Origin of the sequence: Bradyrhizobium ottawaense (genome assembly GCF_900099825.1) — a bacterium.
Taxonomy (GTDB): Bacteria; Pseudomonadota; Alphaproteobacteria; order Rhizobiales; family Xanthobacteraceae; genus Bradyrhizobium; species Bradyrhizobium ottawaense_A.
Map to the genome: position 1 here is coordinate 4,093,116 of NZ_LT629693.1, position 17,601 is coordinate 4,110,716.

Annotated in this window: 15 protein-coding genes; 7 read left to right on the plus strand and 8 right to left on the minus strand. The window is 63.1% G+C overall.

All coding sequences use genetic code 11. The features are described from left to right. Positions 1–70: 70 nt before the first annotated feature. Both BLR13_RS19105 and BLR13_RS19110 read right to left on the minus strand, forming a co-directional pair. Positions 71–625 (minus strand): ActR/PrrA/RegA family redox response regulator transcription factor, encoded by a 555-nt coding sequence (locus BLR13_RS19105; RefSeq protein ID WP_074820597.1) that lies wholly within the window; start codon positions 623–625, stop codon positions 71–73. Between the two features lie 132 nt (positions 626–757). Further along, positions 758–2,083 carry an ActS/PrrB/RegB family redox-sensitive histidine kinase gene (locus BLR13_RS19110; protein WP_074820596.1) on the minus strand — a complete coding sequence of 442 codons (1,326 nt, stop codon included), beginning with the start codon at positions 2,081–2,083 and terminating at the stop codon, positions 758–760. A 120-nt stretch (positions 2,084–2,203) separates the two neighbouring features. Here BLR13_RS19110 and BLR13_RS19115 point away from each other — a divergent pair, with 120 nt between their 5' ends. The 4 genes from BLR13_RS19115 (at position 2,204) to BLR13_RS19130 (ending at position 6,472) form a co-directional block, all read left to right on the plus strand. Continuing rightward, positions 2,204–2,998, plus strand: a complete 795-nt coding sequence (locus BLR13_RS19115) for an ABC transporter ATP-binding protein (protein ID WP_074820593.1) — start codon at positions 2,204–2,206, stop codon at positions 2,996–2,998. After that, on the plus strand, positions 2,995–3,813 hold the full coding sequence (locus tag BLR13_RS19120; protein WP_074820591.1) for an ABC transporter permease: 819 nt from the start codon (positions 2,995–2,997) through the stop codon (positions 3,811–3,813). Before BLR13_RS19115 ends, BLR13_RS19120 begins: the two co-directional genes overlap by 4 nt. A gap of 126 nt (positions 3,814–3,939) precedes the next feature. Then, entirely contained in the window at positions 3,940–5,271 is a 1,332-nt protein-coding gene (locus tag BLR13_RS19125) for a polyhydroxyalkanoate depolymerase (protein ID WP_074820590.1), read from the plus strand. Between the two features lie 361 nt (positions 5,272–5,632). Then, a complete protein-coding gene (locus BLR13_RS19130; RefSeq protein WP_074820589.1) occupies positions 5,633–6,472 on the plus strand; it encodes a M48 family metallopeptidase in 840 nt (279 codons plus the stop codon). A gap of 153 nt (positions 6,473–6,625) precedes the next feature. Here the strand turns inward: BLR13_RS19130 and BLR13_RS19135 are convergent, their stop codons facing one another. Beyond that, positions 6,626–8,884: a transglycosylase domain-containing protein gene (locus BLR13_RS19135; RefSeq protein WP_074820588.1), complete on the minus strand. Its 2,259-nt coding sequence runs from the start codon at positions 8,882–8,884 to the stop codon at positions 6,626–6,628. 138 nt (positions 8,885–9,022) lie between these two features. On the opposite strand from BLR13_RS19135, the gene BLR13_RS19140 reads away from it, so the two are divergent. Next, positions 9,023–9,448: a DUF1330 domain-containing protein gene (locus BLR13_RS19140; protein WP_074820587.1), complete on the plus strand. Its 426-nt coding sequence runs from the start codon at positions 9,023–9,025 to the stop codon at positions 9,446–9,448. Between the two features lie 220 nt (positions 9,449–9,668). Here BLR13_RS19140 and BLR13_RS19145 read toward each other — a convergent pair whose 3' ends face one another. The 3 genes from BLR13_RS19145 to BLR13_RS19155 all read right to left on the minus strand — a co-directional run bounded on the left by BLR13_RS19145 (position 9,669) and on the right by BLR13_RS19155 (position 12,935). Beyond that, on the minus strand, positions 9,669–10,895 hold the full coding sequence (locus tag BLR13_RS19145) for an ABC transporter substrate-binding protein (RefSeq protein ID WP_074820585.1): 1,227 nt from the start codon (positions 10,893–10,895) through the stop codon (positions 9,669–9,671). Positions 10,896–11,221: 326 nt separating this feature from the next. Beyond that, on the minus strand, positions 11,222–12,451 hold the full coding sequence (locus BLR13_RS19150) for an ABC transporter substrate-binding protein (RefSeq protein ID WP_074820583.1): 1,230 nt from the start codon (positions 12,449–12,451) through the stop codon (positions 11,222–11,224). Positions 12,452–12,572: 121 nt separating this feature from the next. Next, positions 12,573–12,935, minus strand: coding sequence for a DUF1304 domain-containing protein (locus BLR13_RS19155; protein WP_074820581.1), 363 nt, complete (start codon positions 12,933–12,935; stop codon positions 12,573–12,575). 145 nt (positions 12,936–13,080) lie between these two features. Between BLR13_RS19155 and BLR13_RS19160 the strand changes: the two genes are divergently transcribed. Beyond that, positions 13,081–13,563, plus strand: coding sequence for a PaaI family thioesterase (locus tag BLR13_RS19160; RefSeq protein ID WP_074831342.1), 483 nt, complete (start codon positions 13,081–13,083; stop codon positions 13,561–13,563). Positions 13,564–13,623: 60 nt separating this feature from the next. Further along, a complete protein-coding gene (locus tag BLR13_RS19165) occupies positions 13,624–14,154 on the plus strand; it encodes a methylated-DNA--[protein]-cysteine S-methyltransferase (RefSeq protein ID WP_074820574.1) in 531 nt (176 codons plus the stop codon). A 73-nt stretch (positions 14,155–14,227) separates the two neighbouring features. Here BLR13_RS19165 and BLR13_RS19170 read toward each other — a convergent pair whose 3' ends face one another. Then, entirely contained in the window at positions 14,228–14,590 is a 363-nt protein-coding gene (locus tag BLR13_RS19170; RefSeq protein WP_074831340.1) for a DUF4870 family protein, read from the minus strand. 160 nt (positions 14,591–14,750) lie between these two features. Continuing rightward, positions 14,751–17,543 carry a [protein-PII] uridylyltransferase gene (locus BLR13_RS19175; RefSeq protein ID WP_074820572.1) on the minus strand — a complete coding sequence of 931 codons (2,793 nt, stop codon included), beginning with the start codon at positions 17,541–17,543 and terminating at the stop codon, positions 14,751–14,753. Between the last annotated feature and the right edge of the window lie 58 nt (positions 17,544–17,601).

Genomic DNA, 17,601 nt, shown 5'->3' on the forward strand with positions numbered 1-17,601 from the left:
CAAACGCGAGAACGTGGATGCCCGGGACAAGCCCGGGCATGACGGAGAGATATTCGGCAGATGAAACCGATCAGCGCGGCGCGCGCTTGGCCAGGATGCGCTGCAGGGTGCGACGGTGCATGTTGAGCCGCCGCGCGGTTTCAGAGACGTTGCGGTTGCACATCTCGTAGATGCGCTGGATGTGTTCCCAGCGCACGCGGTCCGCCGACATCGGATTCGACGGCAGTTCGGATTTTTCGGTGCCGCTGGCGAGCAGGGCCGCGACGACGTCGTCGGCGTCCGCGGGCTTCGAGAGATAATCCACCGCGCCCATCTTCACGGCCGTGACCGCGGTGGCGATGTTGCCGTAACCGGTCAGCACGATCGCGCGCGCCTCGGGGCGCTTGCGCTTCAGCGCCGACACCACGTCGAGGCCGTTGCCGTCGCCAAGCCGCAGATCCACCACGGCAAAGGCCGGTGCGGCGCGGCCGATCTGGGCGAGACCGTCGGATACGGTGTCGCAAGACGTCACCGCGAAGCCACGGGTCTCCATCGCGCGCGACAGGCGCTCCAGAAACGGCTTATCATCCTCGACGATCAGGAGCGTGCGGTCGGTGTGATCGTTCAGTTCGGCGATGGCGTTCAAGGTCTGGTATCCCTGTGTTGCGGACCACTAAGATATGGCGTGGCAAGGTGGCGCTGCCAAGGCCGCCTATAGTCGGACGGCGGTGCCATCCCCGATGCCAGGAACGATTCAAGTACGGTTTCAGGAACGGTTCTAGGTCTCGGTTCCGCCCGCTGCTTCATCCGCCTCGAAGCGATCTCGCGGCCAGGCGATCTGCACCACGGCGCCGTGATCGGGAAAGATCCGGTTGGTAAACGACACCTTGGCGCCGGTGCGCTCAAGCAGCGTGCGGGCGATGAACACGCCGAGTCCAAGCCCGGAATGCCCGTTTTGGGCCTCATCCGCGCTCGGGCGCCGCGATAAATAGGGCTCGCCGATCCGTTTCAGCATGTCGGGCGCGATACCCGGCCCGTCGTCGGAGATCACGATCTCGACGCTGTCGGCATTCCACCACGCGTTCACCTCCACCGTGGTCCGGGCAAAATCGACGGCATTTTCCAGGATGTTGCCGACGCCATAGAGGATCGCCGGGTTTCGCGCACCGACCGGCTCGCGCGCGGCTGCGACAGCAAGCCGCACCTTGATCGCAACGCCGAAATCGCGATGCGGCGCCACCGTTTCCTCGATCAGCGTCGACAGCGGCATGCGGTCGAACGGCGCGCCGGAGGAGGAAAGCTGGGTGATCTTGGCCAGAATGTCGCGGCAGCGCTGCGCCTGCTCGCGCAGGGTTTTCAGGTCGGCGGCAAGATGATCGTTGTCTTGAACGGTCTTCTCCAGCTCGCGCGAAATCAGGAAGATCGTCGACAGCGGAGTGCCGAGTTCATGCGCGGCGGCGGCGGCCAGGCCGTCGAGCTGGGTCAGATGCTGCTCGCGCGTGAGGACCAGTTCGGTCGCCGCCAGCGCGTCGGAAAGCTTGCGGGCCTCCTCGGTGACCTGGAACGCATAGAGACTGGTGACGCCGATGGCGAGCAGGATCGAGAGCCAGACGCCGAGCAGATAGATCGGCGGCAGCACCAGCGGGTCGTCGCTGTCCCATGGCAAGGGCAGATGGAAGAATACCAGCGCCGAGGCGCAGGCGACCGCGAGGATGCCGAGCGCAATCGTCAGCCGGATCGGCAACGCCGTCGCCGAAATCAGGACAGGCGCCAGGAACAGGAATGAAAACGGGTTCTGCAGCCCACCGGTGAAGAACAGCAGTCCGGCGAGTTCAACGATGTTGAGCGCGAGCAGGGCTGCGGCGTAAACCGGTTCCAGCCGCTGCATCGGGTTGAACACGATCTGCAGCGCCAGGTTGAGCAGCGCCGAGAGGCCGACAATGGCGACACAGGGAATGACGGGGACGTCGAATTCCAGCCCCTGCGCGACAATGAAAATGGCGGCGAGCTGGCCGAGTGCGGCGAGCCAGCGCAACCGCAATATCGTATCCAGACGGACATAGCGGTGTGGATTTCGGAAGTCGGAGGCGGCAACGTCGGTCATTACGCGAGTTTACCTGCGCGGGGGCACGATCACAAATTCGCGGGATAGGGCAGTGTGTCACGCCGGGCTGTTGTCCACGTCTTGCGCTGGCCGCCGCGATGCCGCAATGAACGAGCCGAAATGGTCAATAGCGACGCAGTAACAGCATCATCGCCCACTGCCGCTCCACCCGAGACGGCCGCGATCGACGTCGCGCATCTGGTCAAGCTCTACAAGACCACCAGGGCGGTGGACGGTGTCACGTTCAGGATCGGCCCCGGCAGCATCACCGGCCTGCTCGGCGGCAACGGCGCCGGCAAGACCACGACGATCGCCATGATCATGGGGCTGGTGCTGCCGACATCGGGCCGAATCCAGGTGCTCGGCCATCCGATGCCGGAAGCGAGCGCCGAGGTGCTCGGCCGGATGAATTTCGAAAGCCCCTATGTCGACATGCCGATGCGGCTGACGGTCCGGCAGAACCTCACCATTTTCGGCCGGCTCTATGCGGTCGAGAATCTGCGCGAGCGGATCGAGCAACTCGCCGCCGACCTCGATCTCAACGACTTCCTCGACCGCGCCAATGGCAAGCTCTCGGCCGGGCAGAAGACCCGCGTCGCGCTGGCGAAGGCGTTGATCAACCAGCCGGAGCTGTTGCTGCTCGACGAGCCGACGGCTTCCCTCGACCCCGACACGGCCGACTGGGTGCGTCAGCATCTCGCCAACTACCGCAAGACCCATAACGCCACCATTCTGCTGGCGTCGCACAACATGCTGGAGGTGGAACGGCTGTGCGACCGCGTCATCATCATGAAGCGCGGCCGGATCGAGGATGACGACAGCCCCGATCAGATCATGGCGCGCTACAACCGCGCCACGCTGGAGGAAGTGTTTCTCGACGTCGCCCGCGGGCGGGTGGCGGAGGGCGCGCCATGAGCGAGATCACCACGCATCGCGGGATTTCGCCGCACCGCATCCATGCGATGGTGCTGCGCTATTGGTATCTGCTGATGTCGTCCTGGCCGCGGCTCCTGGAACTGGTCTACTGGCCGGCGCTGCAGATCATCACCTGGGGCTTTCTGCAGAACTATATCTCGCAGACGTCGGGGTTTTTCGCGCGCGCCGGCGGCTCGCTGATCGGCGCGGTGATCCTGTGGGACATCCTGTTTCGCGGTCAGCTCGGTTTTTCGATCTCGTTTCTCGAGGAAATGTGGGCGCGCAATCTCGGCAACCTGATGATGAGCCCGCTGAAGCCGATCGAATTCCTGATCTCGCTGATGATCATGAGCCTGATCCGGCTTGCGATTGGCGTGATCCCGATGACGCTGCTGGCGCTGTTCTTCTTCCAGTTCAACTTCTTTGCGATCGGGGTGCCGCTGATCGCCTTCTTCTGCAATCTGATCTTCACCAGCTGGTCGGTCGGGATCTTTGTGTCGGGCCTCGTTCTTCGCAACGGGCTGGGGGCCGAGAGCATCGTCTGGACGCTGATGTTCGGGATCATGCCACTCGCCTGCATCTACTATCCCGTCGCGGTGCTGCCGGGCTGGCTGCAATATGTCGCCTGGGCGTTGCCGCCGACCTACGTGTTCGAGGGCATGCGGGCGCTGCTGATCGATCACGTGTTTCGGGCCGACCTGATGGTCACTTCGCTGGCCATCAACGTCGCGTTGTTCGCTGCCTCCTTTGCGATCTTTCTTGCCCTTTTGCGCAGCGCCAAGCGCCACGGTTCGCTGCTAAGCGGGGGTGAATAAGTTCCGCTTTCCCGTGAATTTCCGGGGTTTTCGGCCCTTTGGCCATGTAGAACTACCGATCTGTGCATTGACGCTTAATTACGCATTCGGCAGTATGCTGCGGCGCAAAACAGGGGTCTGAAATCAATGCCGATTGGTGAGTTTGGCGGAGCACCGCCACTGGTGGCCGAAGTCAGTCCGGCGCTTACGACGCCGATGTACTGGATGTACGAAATGGGCCACGCGTCGCTCAATCCTGCACGCGCCGTGACTGACGCCACGAAGATCCTGTTTCAGAACCCGCTCAATCCGTGGTCGCACACCGAGTTCGGCAAATCGATCGCCGCGGCCTGCGAATTGTTCGAACGGACCACGCGCCGTTACGGCAAGCCCGAATGGGGTCTCGACACCACCGAAGTGAACGGCGTGCGGACGGCGGTCGAAGTCCGCTCGATCTGGGAAAAGCCGTTCTGCCGTCTGCTGTACTTCGATCGCAAGCTGACCCGGCCGCTGCGCTCGCCGCAGCCGCGGGTGCTGATCGTGGCGCCGATGTCAGGCCATTACGCGACGCTGCTGCGCGGCACGGTCGAAGCCTTCCTGCCGACGCACGAGGTCTACATCACCGACTGGTCGGACGCGCGGATGGTGCCGCTGACGGAAGGCCGTTTCGACCTCGACGATTATGTCGACTACGTCATCGAGATGCTGCACGTGCTCGGCGGCAACATGCACGTCATCGCGGTGTGCCAGCCGTCGGTGCCCGTGGTGGCGGCGGTCTCGGTCATGGAAGCCGCCAACGATCCCTTCGTGCCGCTGTCGATGACGCTGATGGGCGGCCCGATCGATACCCGCCGCAACCCGACCTCGGTCAACAATCTCGCGGCCGAGCGCGGCATCGAGTGGTTCCGCAACAATGTCATCACCAAGGTGCCGTTCCCGCATCCCGGCGTGATGCGCGACGTCTATCCGGGCTTCCTGCAGCTCTCGGGCTTCATCACCATGAACCTCGATCGCCATACCGACGCCCACAAGGCGCTGTTCAGCAATCTGGTGAAGGGCGACGGCGACCTGGTCGACAAGCACCGCGAATTCTATGACGAATATCTCGCGGTGATGGATCTGACCGCCGAATATTACCTGCAGACCGTCGACGTCGTGTTCGTCAAGCATGCGTTGCCAAAAGGCGAGATGATGCATCGTGGCAAGCCGGTCGATCCGTCGAAAATCCGCCGCGTGGCGCTGATGACGGTCGAAGGCGAGAACGACGACATCTCGGGCATCGGCCAGACCGAAGCCACGCACGCGCTGTGCACCGCGATTCCCGATCATCGCCGCGTGCACTACGTGCAAAAGGGCGTCGGGCACTACGGCGTGTTCAACGGTTCGCGGTTCCGCTCCGAAATCGTGCCGCGGATTTCCGATTTCATGCTGTCGGCGGCCGATACCAAGCCGAAACTGGTCGCTGCCGCTGCTGAATAGCAGCGGTTCGACTGCGTTTTCGTGCGAAGTCGATGTGATCAGCGTCAAAAATCGCGTCCGAACAACAAGCCGCGCGTGTTTTCGGGCGAAGCGGACGTCGTTTCGCGTTGAGAGGACGCGTTCACACCGAAATCAGTATTCGCTCCGATTCAAAGAAGAATCGCAGGATTCCGGCAATCGAATCTGGCTGGTGTCCAAGCCCCTGAATTGATTAAAAGAATCAGGATTCGCAGACGAATCAAGGAATGAGTGTGACCTCAGTGTTTGAGGGTATCCGGCGGTGCCGGTTCCCCCTAAAATTTTTGGTTCCAGCCCCTGCCGGTAGAGGCGGTTTAACCACCAGCCCCTGTATATTGGGCAAATGATTTGTTTTTGCGCCGAGCGATTTCAATGGCGGCGGATATGGCAGAATCCGGGCGATCTCCTGCCCCCCGGACTGTCAGACATGGCTACTCGCGCGCTTCTCTATCGGCGGCCCGCCGAACCCGCGACTCTTATGGTCAAGCATGGCTCGCAATTCTTTGCGATCCGGCTGCGCCGGCACCGCCGCGCGCGGCGCTACACCTTGCGAATACACCCGACCGACCGCGAAGCCATCCTGACCATGCCGCCGCGCGGCAATCTGGTCGAGGCGAGGGAGTTTGCGCAGCTTCACGGCGGCTGGATCGCCGCTCGTCTCGGCCGTTTGCCGAAGGCGGCGCCGTTTCAGGCCGGCACGCTGGTGCCGCTACGCGGGGTGCCGCACCGGTTGGTGCATCGCGCCGGCGAGCGCGGCACGGTGTGGACGGAAACCCGTGACTCCGGCGAGAGGATCCTTTGCGTGGCCGGCGGCGCCGAACACATGGACCGGCGGGTCCATGATTTTCTCAAGCGCGAAGCGCGCAAGGACGTGCACAAGGCCTCGCTGGCTTATGCCGAAGCGCTCGGCGTCAAGGTCAAGCGGGTGTCGCTGCGCGATCAATCGAGCCGCTGGGGTTCGTGCACCTCGGCCGGCTCGCTGTCGTTTTCGTGGCGGCTGATCCTCGCGCCGCCCTACGTGCTGGACTATCTCGCGGCCCATGAAGTCGCGCATCTCGTCGAGATGAACCACTCGGCGCGGTTCTGGAAGGTCGTTGCCAGAATTTGCAATCACGTCGAGCGCGCCAAGAGCTGGCTCGATACCCACGGCAACGACCTGCACCGCTACGGCATCCAGGACTGAGCGAAGCCTGTCGCGAATATAGCTGTCGTCGCCCGGCTCGACCGGGCAATCCAGTATTCCAGAGACGTTCGGGTAGAATCGAGAAGCCGCGGCGTACTGGATACCCCGCTTTCGCGGGGTATGACGTTCAGTGCTGAACAATAGTCCTATCGGCTACCGATTGCCGCCGAACACCCGCTCCATCAGCCAGCCATCCAGTCCAGCCGCGGCTTCCGGGCGTGCGGAGGGATTCGGCGGCGCCGAGGTCCGTACCGGCTGCGGTTGCCGGTAGCCGCCGCCTGATGGCAACGGCACCGGCGGCATCGGCGCCTGGGACTGCATCTGCGGTTGAGGTGCTGACGGCGGCGAGGGCAAGCTCACTTGCGAGGCGGCCTGCAACAGGTTCGAGAGCGGGTTGCCCAGTTGCGCGTTCGGCAGGCTTGCGACCGGTACGCCCTGATGGGCGGTTCGCATGAAACGGGTCCAGACTTCCACCGGCAAGCCGCCGCCGGTCGCCTTCCTGGTCGGCGAGTTGTCGTCGTTGCCGAGCCAGATGCCGGTGACGAGGTTCGCGGTGTAGCCGATGAACCAGGCGTCGCGGTAATCCTGGCTGGTGCCGGTCTTGCCGGCCGCGGTCCAGCCCGGAATTTCGGCCTTGCGCGCGGTGCCTGAGATCAGGGTTTCCTGCATCATCGTGTTCATCATGGCGACGCTGCGCGGTTCGATCACCTGGCCCAGCGCATCGGCGGGCCGCGTGTACAGCACCTTGCCTTCATTGGTGCGGATCCGGGTCACGACATGCGGGGAGACGCCGAGCCCGCCATTGGCGAACGGCGCATAGGCGCCGACCAGCTCGATGACAGAGACTTCGGAAGTGCCGAGCGCGATCGAGGCGTTGGCATCGAGCTTCGACGAAATGCCGAGCCGGTGCGCGGTCCGCACCACGTTCCTGGGGCCGACTTCGAGGCCGACGCGTATCGCAACCGTGTTGAGCGACATCGCCAGCGCCTGCGTCAGCGTCACCGAGCCGAAATATTCGTGGGTGTAGTTCTCCGGCTTCCAGCCCTTGACGTCGATCGGCGCGTCCTGCCGGATCGTCTCCGGCGTCAGCCCGGCCTCGATCGCGGTGAGATAGACGAATGGCTTGAACGCCGAGCCGGGCTGGCGCTTGGCGGTGACGGCGCGGTTATACTGGCTCTCGGCATAGTTGCGGCCGCCGACCATGGCGCGCACCGCGCCGTCGGGCGTCATCGCCACCAGCGCACCCTGGCTGACATTGAATTTGACGCTCTTCGCCGCCAGTTCGTCGATGATGGCGGCTTCCGCCACGCTCTGCAGTTTCGGATCGATGGTGGTTTCGACCACGATGCTCTGGTCGATCTGGCCGACGAGGTCGTCGAGCACTTCGCCGATCCAGTCGGCGACATAATTGACGGTGCCGGCGCCGACCGGCTTCACATTGTAGGAAGGATGGCCGATCGAGGCCTGCGCCTGCGCGTCGGTGATGAATTTTGCGTCCGCCATCGCGGCTAGAACAGTTTTGGCGCGCTGTTCGGCGCCTTCGGGGTTGCGGTTCGGCGCCAGCCGCGACGGCGACTTGACGAGGCCAGCCAGCATCGCGGCCTCCGCGATGGTGACGTTCTTGGCCGGCTTGCCGAAATAGCGCTGGGCCGCGGCCTCGACGCCATAGGCGCCGGAACCGAAATAGACCCGGTTGAGGTAGAGTTCGAGGATCTCCGACTTGGAATGCTTGCGCTCCAGCCACAGCGCGAGCTCCACTTCCTGCAGCTTGCGCGCCATGGTGCGTTCCTGGGTCAGGAACAGGTTCTTCGCGAGCTGCTGGGTCAGCGTCGAGCCGCCCTGCGAGACGCCGCGATGCAGGACGTTGGTGACCGCGGCACGCAGGATACCGATCGGATCGACGCCGTAATGCGAATAGAAGCGGCGGTCCTCGATGGCGATGAACGCCTTCGGCAGATAGGGCGGCAGATCCTTCAGCGAGACATTGGCGCCGGGCATTTCGCCGCGCGAGGCCAGCACGCTGCCGTCGAGGCCTGTGATCTGGATGGTCGGCGGGCGTTTTGGAATTTCCAGCGACTGGATCGGCGGCAGGTGGGCGCCGACATAGATCACCACGCCGACCACCGCGATCACGCCCCACAGGCCGAGCACCGCGGTCCAGTAGAACAGCCGGCCGATCGAGAGGCGGCCGCGCGATTTCGACCGCCGCTTGCTGCCGCCGCGGCTGGCGCGTGGCTTGCGCTCGCGCGGCGGTTCGTCGTCGTCGTCCATCCTGGGCTTGGATGATTTCTTCGGCCGGTCCTCGGCGTCAGGGACGCGATCTTCCGGCGAGAGGCGCAGATCCGCGAGCGCGGCCGGAAGCCCGAATAGCGGCTCCTTGCGTCCGCCGCTCTTTTTTCGCCCCAACGCCATACGCAAACGCCGCTCACACCGGTCCCGCCGCAGGCTACCGGGCGCAGTTTAAGGGCCGGTTACCGAGAGGTTAACGCGGGATTAGGAGGTGCGGCGGTGCGTGCTAAAACATCCTCAGATGGGAACAAGGAGAGCCGAATGGGCCACATCGATCCGACCAAGGAAGTGTTCGCGCAGTTCAAGGCCAACGACCGGCCGGGACCGATCCACATGCTCAATCTGGTCCGGCTGCGGGCGCAGGCCGCCTATCCCGACGGCCGCAAGGCGACCGGCGCGGAAGCCTATGCCGCCTATGGAAGGGAAAGCGGGCCGGTGTTCGAACGGCTCGGCGGCAAGATCGTCTGGCAGGGGCGGTTCGAACTGATGCTGATCGGGCCGCCAGAAGAGCGCTGGGATCACGCCTTCATCGCCGAATATCCTTCCGTGGCGGCGTTCGCCGAAATGATCCGCGACCCCGTCTACCGGGAAGCCGTCAAACACCGCCAGGCCGGGGTCGAGGATTCCCGCCTGATCCGCCACGCGGTGCTGCCGGTCGGGAAGACCTTTGGGGAAATTCCGAAGTAGGATGTCTTCTCCCTCGCCCAGCACTTGCGGGGAGAGGGTCGGGGTGAGGGGCTTTCTCCGCAAGCACCGACCGTCTCGATAGTCCCCCTCACCCGGCGCTACGCGCCGACCTCTCCCCGCAAGCGGGGCGAGGTTGGCTGTGCGTCCTTCGGCGTAACCTCAAAACAAATCGGCGGCCCCGAGAGGCCGCCGATCATTCGAAGCGAACCGAAATCGATGACTAGCCCGCCGGACCTGCGTCCTCGAGGATCGGGCCGAACAGTTCCCAGCGCTCGCCGTTGAACTTCATCATCTGCAACTGCTTGTTGACGCGATAATCGGTCGGCGAGGTGTTGGCGAGAATGCCCGGCAGCGCCAGATCGAGCACGACGTTCTTCAGGCTGGTGGCCTGCTTCATGACGTTCTCGCGGGTCAGGTCATCGCCGCACATCTTGAGCACATGGACCATCAACTGCGAGGTCGAGTAGCCGTAGGAGTTGAAGCTCGAATCCTTGTCGCCGTCCGGATAGTACTTCGCCATGAACTCGAAATACTTCTTCATGCCGGCGTCGTCCTTCCAGGTCGGATCGAGCGGATCCTTGCCGTAGTTGACGCTGATCACGCCCTTGGAAGCTTCCAGCCCCGCCGGCTTCATCACCGCGCCGACCGAGGTGGCGTTGATGTCGAGGATTTGCACCGGATGCCAGGCGAGTTCGGCGATCTTCTTGATCGCCTGCGCCGCCTGCTTCGGCGTCGTGGCCGAGAAGAACAGGTCCGCGCCGCTGTCCTTGATCTTGAGGATCTGCGAATCGATGGTCGGGTCGGAGACTTCGTAGGAAGACTCGGCCACGATCATGCCGGCCGCCTTGTCGCCGAGACCGGCCTTGATGCCGTTCAGGTAATCCTTACCGAGATCGTCGTTCTGGTAGAGGATGCCGATCTTGGCATTCGGATAGGTCTTGATGATGTACTGGCCGTAGATGCGCCCCTCGACGAAGTAGTTCGGGTTGAAGCCCATCGTCCACGGGAAGTTCTTCGGGTCGGTGAACTTCGAGGCGCCGGTGGCGGCGAACAGCTGCGGCACCTTCTTCGAGTTGAGGTACTTCTGGACCGCCGCGTTCGAGGGCGTGCCGAGGAGCTGGAAGGTGAGCAGCACTTCGTCGCTCTCGACCAGCTTGCGCACCTGCTCGACCGCCTTCGGCGGCGAATAGGCGTCGTCATACTGGATCAGGTTGATCTTGCGGCCGTTCACGCCGCCCTGATCGTTGATCATCTTCATATAGGCGGCCTGGGTCTTGCCGATGGTGGCATAGGCCGAGGCTGGTCCGGAGAATGGATTGGTCTGGCCGATCTTGATCTCGGTGTCGGTCGCACCGGTATCGTATTTCTTCTGCGCGGAAGCCGCGGAGACCGACAGCGCCATCGCAAGCGCCGTGCCGGTGACCAGATGGAGAATACCCTTCCTCATATCGCTTATTTCCTCATGTGTTGTGATTGTGCCGATGATCTCGTCCGGTTGTGGCCGGCTGCCATCGCTGCGCCGGATACTGGCGGAACCGATGCTGCAATGCAAGGTGGCGGCGTGCTGAAAAGTTGAACGATTTCAGGATGTCAGGGCCAGACTAAAGTCTGACCGGAGTGCGCCATCAAAGATGCCGTCATGCCCGGGCTTGTCCCGGCCATCCACGTCTTCCTTGGCTCGTCATGTCTCTTGCCTCGTCATGTCTAAAAACGTGGATGCCCGGGACAAGCCCGGGCATGACGAAAGTAAGTGACAAGAAGGCGCCCTGAGGACTAACCCGCCGGACCTGCGTCCTCGAGGATCGGACCGAACAGTTCCCAGCGCTCGCCGTTGAACTTCATCATCTGCAACTGCTTGTTGACGCGGTAATCGTCGGGTCCGGTGTTGATCTTCAGGCCAGGCAGAGCGAGGTCAAGCTCGACGTTCTTCAGCGAGGCTGCCTGCTTCATGATGTTCTCGCGGGTCAGGTCGTCGCCGCATTGCTTGAGGATCTGCACCAGAAGTTGGGCTGCCGAATAGCCGTAGGTATTGACCGTGTTCATCTTGTCGCCTTCAGGGAAATACTTCGTCATGAAGTCGAGGTATTTCTGCAGGCCAGGGTCGCCCTTCCAGGTCGGATCGGCCGGATCCTTGCCGTATTGGACGCTGATCACGCCCTTGGACGCTTCGAGACCGGCCGGTTGCAGCGTGGCGCTGACCGGGCTGGCGTTGATGTCGATGATGTGCACGGGATGCCAGTCGAGCTCATGGAGCTTGCGGATCGCCTGCGCCGCCTGCTTCGGCGTCGACGCGCTATAGAACAGGTCCGCGCCGGCGTCCTTGATCTTCAGCACCTGTGAGTCGATGGTGGGATCGGACACTTCGTAGGATGCTTCGGCCACGATCATTTTCGCAGCCTTGTCGCCAAGGCCGGCTTTCAGCCCGGCGATGTAGTCTTTGCCGAGATCGTCGTTCTGATAGAGGATGCCGATCTTGGCGTTCGGGTGCTCCTTCATAATGTACTTGCCGTAGATGCGACCCTCGACGAAGTAGTTGGGGTTGTAGGCCATGGTCCAGGGGAAGTTCTTCGGATCGGTGAACTTCGCCGCGCCGGTCGACGCCAACAGCTGCGGTATCTTCTTGGCGTTGAGATATTTCTGCACGGCTGAGTTCGCCGCGGTGCCGATGATCTGGAACGTCAACAGGACCTCATCGCCTTCCACGAGCTTGCGGATCTGCTCGACCGTCTTCGGCGGCGAATAGGCGTCGTCATACTGGATCAGGTTAACCTTGCGGCCGTTGATGCCGCCCTGTTCGTTGATCATCTTGAGGTAGGCAGCCTCTGTCTTGCCGATATTGGCGTAGACCGAGTAGGCGCCCGAGAACGGAACGGTCTGGCCGATCTTGATTTCGGTATCGGTCGCGCCGGTGTCGTATTTCTTCTGCGCCTGGGCTGATGATGCCGACAATGCCACCGCAACCGTGGCGCCTGCGACGACCAGACGGAAAAGTTCGTTTCGCATTCGTTGCCTCCCTGTGTTTGCCGATGATCTCGCCGTGCAATTTCGTTGGATTGCCGGACGTCATCGTTACAGAGAGTGTGGTGCAACGGTTACGGCATTGCAAGGCAATGCCGTTAGCGCGCTACGCCAGCCAGAGCAGGATCAGTGCGAGTGCCGCAGGGGCCGCCTGCACATAAAGAATCCGGCGGCTGACGGTTGCAGCGCCATAAACCCCGGCGACGATCACGCACAGCAGAAAGAACGTCTTGATCTGGAACGCGAAGCCCGGATTGGAATGGAACAGGCCCCAGACCAGGCCGGCGGCGAGGAAGCCGTTGTAAAGCCCCTGATTGGCGGCCAGCACCGCCGATTCCGTCGCCTTTTCGATGGTGTTGCGAAACGTCTTCAGGCCGAGCGGCTTGGTCCAGAGAAACATCTCCAGCACCAGAAAGTAGACATGCAGCGCCGCGACGATCGCGACCAGGATGTTGGCGACAAAGGTCATGATGCGGTCCCCCAACCATTCTCGGAAATCGGGTGGACGCTAGCATGCGCGAAGTGAAAAGTGCGCACGCGCGCGGATATTTTCGCGGCAACCGATGAGCCATGCCCGGCCGATCGGTGGATCGCAGCAACAGGAAACGAAACAGATGTCAGGCCGCACCACCCCCAGGACATACGGGACCGTCAGCGCCGACCGGAAGAAGGAAATGAGCGGCCTGGAATTCGTCCAGGGCCTCGCTGACGGAACACTGCCGCTCAATACGATCGCGCAAACCCTGGGCTATGATGTCACGGAAGCCGCGAACGGGCGCGTCGTCGTCACCGCGGAGCCCGGCGGCAATCATCTCAACCCGGCCGGCACCGTGCATGGCGGTTTAGCCGCCACACTGCTCGATAGCTGTATGGGCCTGGCCGTCCAGTCGACGCTTGAAAAGGGTGTCAGCCAGACCACGCTGGAGTTCAAGATTTCGCTGGTGCGGCCGATTACATCCGAGACCGGAGAGATCCGGGCGGAAGGCGTCGTGTTGACCTCTGGCCGACGGGTCGGTACCGCCGAAGGGCGAATCACCGATCGCAACGGGCGGCTGCTTGCCCATGGCACGACGACGTGCCTGATTTTTCCAAGCTGATCTGGTCGCCATGCGTGCAAGCCGCGAGACATGCCGCCAGCAATCGGGGATGATCGCCTGATGAATATGGATCGCGCCAGGCTGCCTGAAACATTTGGCCTCGATCGGCTGGAAACGCCGATCGGCGTGGCGCTGCTGGTCAGCGACGATGACGGCGTGCTGCGCGCGCTGGACTGGGAGGATTACGAGCCGCGCATGAAGGAGTTGCTGCGGCTGCAATATGGCGCGGTGATCCTGAAAGAGGCGAGGGCGCCGCGCGATCTCAGGACGGCGCTGGCGGGCTATTTCAAGGGCGACCTCGAGCGCCTGCGGCAGATCAAGTGGCGCGTCGCCGGCACGCGGTTTCAGCAGAAGGTCTGGAAAGCGCTGCCGAAGATTGCGGCGGGCACCACGATGAGCTACGGCGCATTGGCGGCGAAGATCGGCCTGCCCAAAGCCGTCCGCGCCGTCGGCCACGCCAACGGCTCCAATCCGATCAGCGTGGTCGTGCCCTGTCACCGCCTGATCGGCGCCAACGGTTCGCTGATCAAATATGGCGGCGGACTGGAACGGAAGCGCTGGCTGCTGCAGCATGAGGGCGTGGAGGTTTGAACTCGTCATTCCGGGCTCGCGCTGCGCGCGCCCCGGAATGACGAGTTCAGAGAGAAGCGGGCAAAAGCCTCGATTACCCGAACAGCCAGGACCTGGGATTGGCGATCAGCTTGTGCTCGTTGACCGATGTGATGCCCTTGACGATACGTATCAGCGACCACACGAACCACCAGGCTAGAATGGGGATGCCGATAAGGACGACGCTGAGCAGAATGCCGATCGTGATGTACAGAAATCCAATCCAGAAGGTCCGGATCTGGAACTGGTAGTGCGACCGTAGCACCGGGTCAGCATCTTCGACCTTCACGTACGCGATGACGACGCCAGCCAGCGCCGGAATCACGAAAAAATATCCGGCGCCGTACAGCAGGTAGATAATGAGAGCGAGGCTATCGTCGGAGACGATGGGTCGCTGTGTCTGGGAAACAAGTGCCATGCCCGCCTCCATTGCGACGGGAATCGTCGGCTCTGCGAACGCCCATTGGTCGTTCCGGCCACGTCCCGGGTTCAACAGACCGACACCTACGAAGGTTCAGACGCCGCTTCCGTGAGGGGGATCACGATGCGCCCGGCCGTGTATCGACCGGGCCGCGGGCTCATGCCGCGGCGACGTTGTCTTCGCTGGCCAGCAGATGGATCAGCGCGCTCTTGATCGCGGCCTGGCGGGTCGGCGCGTTGATCTGGGCGCCGAGCAGGTCAGTGACATAGAAGACGTCGCGGGCGCGTTCGCCGAAGGTCGAGACATGGGCGGAGGCGATGTTGAGGTTGAGCTTCGAGATCGCCGTCGTCAGCTGATACAGCAAACCGGGGCGGTCGAGGCCGGAGACCTCGATCACGGTGTAGCGGTCCGACCACTGGTTGTTGATGGTGACTTCCGGTTCCACCACGAACGGTCGGACCTTGCCGCGGCCGGCGGCCTTGCGCGCCACCACCTCGGGCAGCCGCAATTTGCCTTCCAGCACCTGCTCGATCATCTCGCCAATGCGGGTGGCGCGGCGGCCCTCGTCCTCGTCGCGGTCGTATTCCCGTGAGATCGCGATGGTGTCGAGCGCGCGGCCGTCGGTGGTGGTGTAGATCTGGGCGTCGACGATGTTGGCGCCGGCCGACGCACAGGCGCCGGCGATGATCGACAGCAGCCAGGGATGGTCGGTGGCGAGGATCGTCAGTTCGGTGACGCCGCGCGCCTCGTCGAAGCCGACATTGATCGCGAGCTTGTGGCCGGCCTGTTCGCTGGCCCGCAGGAAGCGCGCATGGCGGATCTTGCGCGGCAGTTCGACCTTGAGCCAATAGGCCGGATACTGCCGGGCGATATAGGCGTTGAGTTCCGCTTCCGGCCATTCGGTGAAGGCGGCGCGGAATTCGGATTGCGCCACCGCGATGCGCTGGGCGCGGTTGACTTCCGAGAAGCCGCCGGTCAGCACCGGTTCGGTCTCGTAATACAGCGTGCGCAGCAATTGCGCCTTCCAGCCGTTCCACACGCCGGGGCCGACGCCGCGGATATCGGCGGTGGTGAGAATGGTCAAGAGCTTCATCTGCTCGACCGACTGCACCACGGCGGCGAAATTCTCGATCGTCTTGCGGTCGGAGAGGTCGCGCGACTGCGCCACCGTGGACATCGTCAGATGCTGTTCGATCAGCCACGCGATCAATTCGGTATCGGCGGTGTTGAAGCCGAGCCGCGGGCACAGCCGCCGTGCCACCTTGGCGCCGGCGATCGAGTGATCCTCGGGCCGGCCCTTGGCGATGTCGTGCAGCAGCGTGGTGATGTAGATCACCGCGCGATGCTCGGGACGGATTTTCCGGAACAGGTCGCTGGCGACGGTGAACTCGTCGTTGCCGCCGCGTTCGATCTCCTGCAGGAAGCCGACGCAGCGCAACAGATGCTCGTCCACCGTATAGTGGTGGTACATGTTGAACTGCATCATCGATACGATCTTGCCGAAGGCGCGAATGAAATGACCGAGCACGCCGGTCTCGTTCATTCGCCGCAGCACGATCTCGGCGTTGTCAGAGGTCAGGATCTCCATGAACAACCGGTTGGCTTCCGGATTTTCCCGTAGCTGGGTGTTGATCAGCTTCAGCGAGCGCGTCACCGTGCGCATCGCATCGGGATGGAAGGCGAGGTTGTTCTTCTGCGCCAGCCGGAAGATCCGGATCAGGTTGACCGGGTCGTGCTTGAAGATGTCGGGCGTGACGAGATTGATGCGGTTGTTGTCGATGATGAAGTCGTCGCTGTCGGGCACCCGCCGCCGCGTCGCGCCGCCCGGCCGCAACCGCGCCACCACCCGGCTCAGCACCGGCGCCGGCTTGGCCTGCTCCTCTTCGAGTTTGGCGCAGAGGATCGCGGTCAGGTCGCCGACGTCCTTGGCGATCAGGAAGTAGTGCTTCATGAAGCGTTCGACATCCTGCATGCCGGGATGCGAGGTATAGCCGAGCCGGACCGCGATCTCGCGCTGCATGTCGAACGACAGCCGCTCTTCGGCGCGGCCGGACACGAAATGCAGATTGCAGCGCACCGACCAGAGGAAGTCGGCGCAGCGCCGGAAGGTGCGGTATTCCTGCGCGTCGAACACGCCGCGTTCGACCAACTCGTCGGTCTCGCGCACGCGGTAGACATATTTCGCGATCCAGAACAGCGTGTGCAGGTCGCGCAACCCGCCCTTGCCGTCCTTGACGTTGGGTTCGACCAGATAGCGCGATTGCCCGCCGCGGCGGTGCCGCTCCTCGCGTTCGGCGAGTTTTGCGGTGACGAATTCGGCCGCCGTGCCCTGCACCACTTCCTTGTCGAAGCGCGCGACCAGCTCGTCATACAGCGGCTGGTCGCCGGTCAGGAACCGGGTCTCGAGGATCGCGGTGCGGATCGTCATGTCGCCGCGCGCCTGCCGGATCGATTCGTCGACCGAGCGCGTGGCGTGGCCGACCTTCAGTCCCATGTCCCAAAGGCAATAGAGAATGGCTTCCGCGACCTGCTCGCCCCAGGCGGTCTGCTTGTAGGGCAGGATGAACAACAGATCGATGTCGGATTCCGGCGCCATCAGGCCGCGGCCGTAACCGCCGGTCGCCACGACAGCCATGCGTTCGGCGCCGGACGGGATATGCGAGCGATAGAGATGACGCGTCGCCGCGGCATAGAGGATGCGGATGATTTCATCCTGCATGAAGCAGAGCCGTTCGGCGCAGCGGCGGCCGTGACGGTCCGTCAGCAGCACGGCCTGCGCGGTGGCGCGCGCGACGATCATTTCGCCTTTCAGCAATTGCGCCAGCGCCGAGCGAAACACGTCCTCGCGGCCGGCATGCTTTTCGGCGAGGGCATCGACCGCCGCGGTGATCCGCGCGGTATCGAAACGTTCATCCGCCTCAGGGCGGGCCTCTGTCACGACGCTGTCCATGCCCTAACCCGATATCGGACGGCGCCGACGCTGTCACTGATGATTGTAAGGCCGCAGC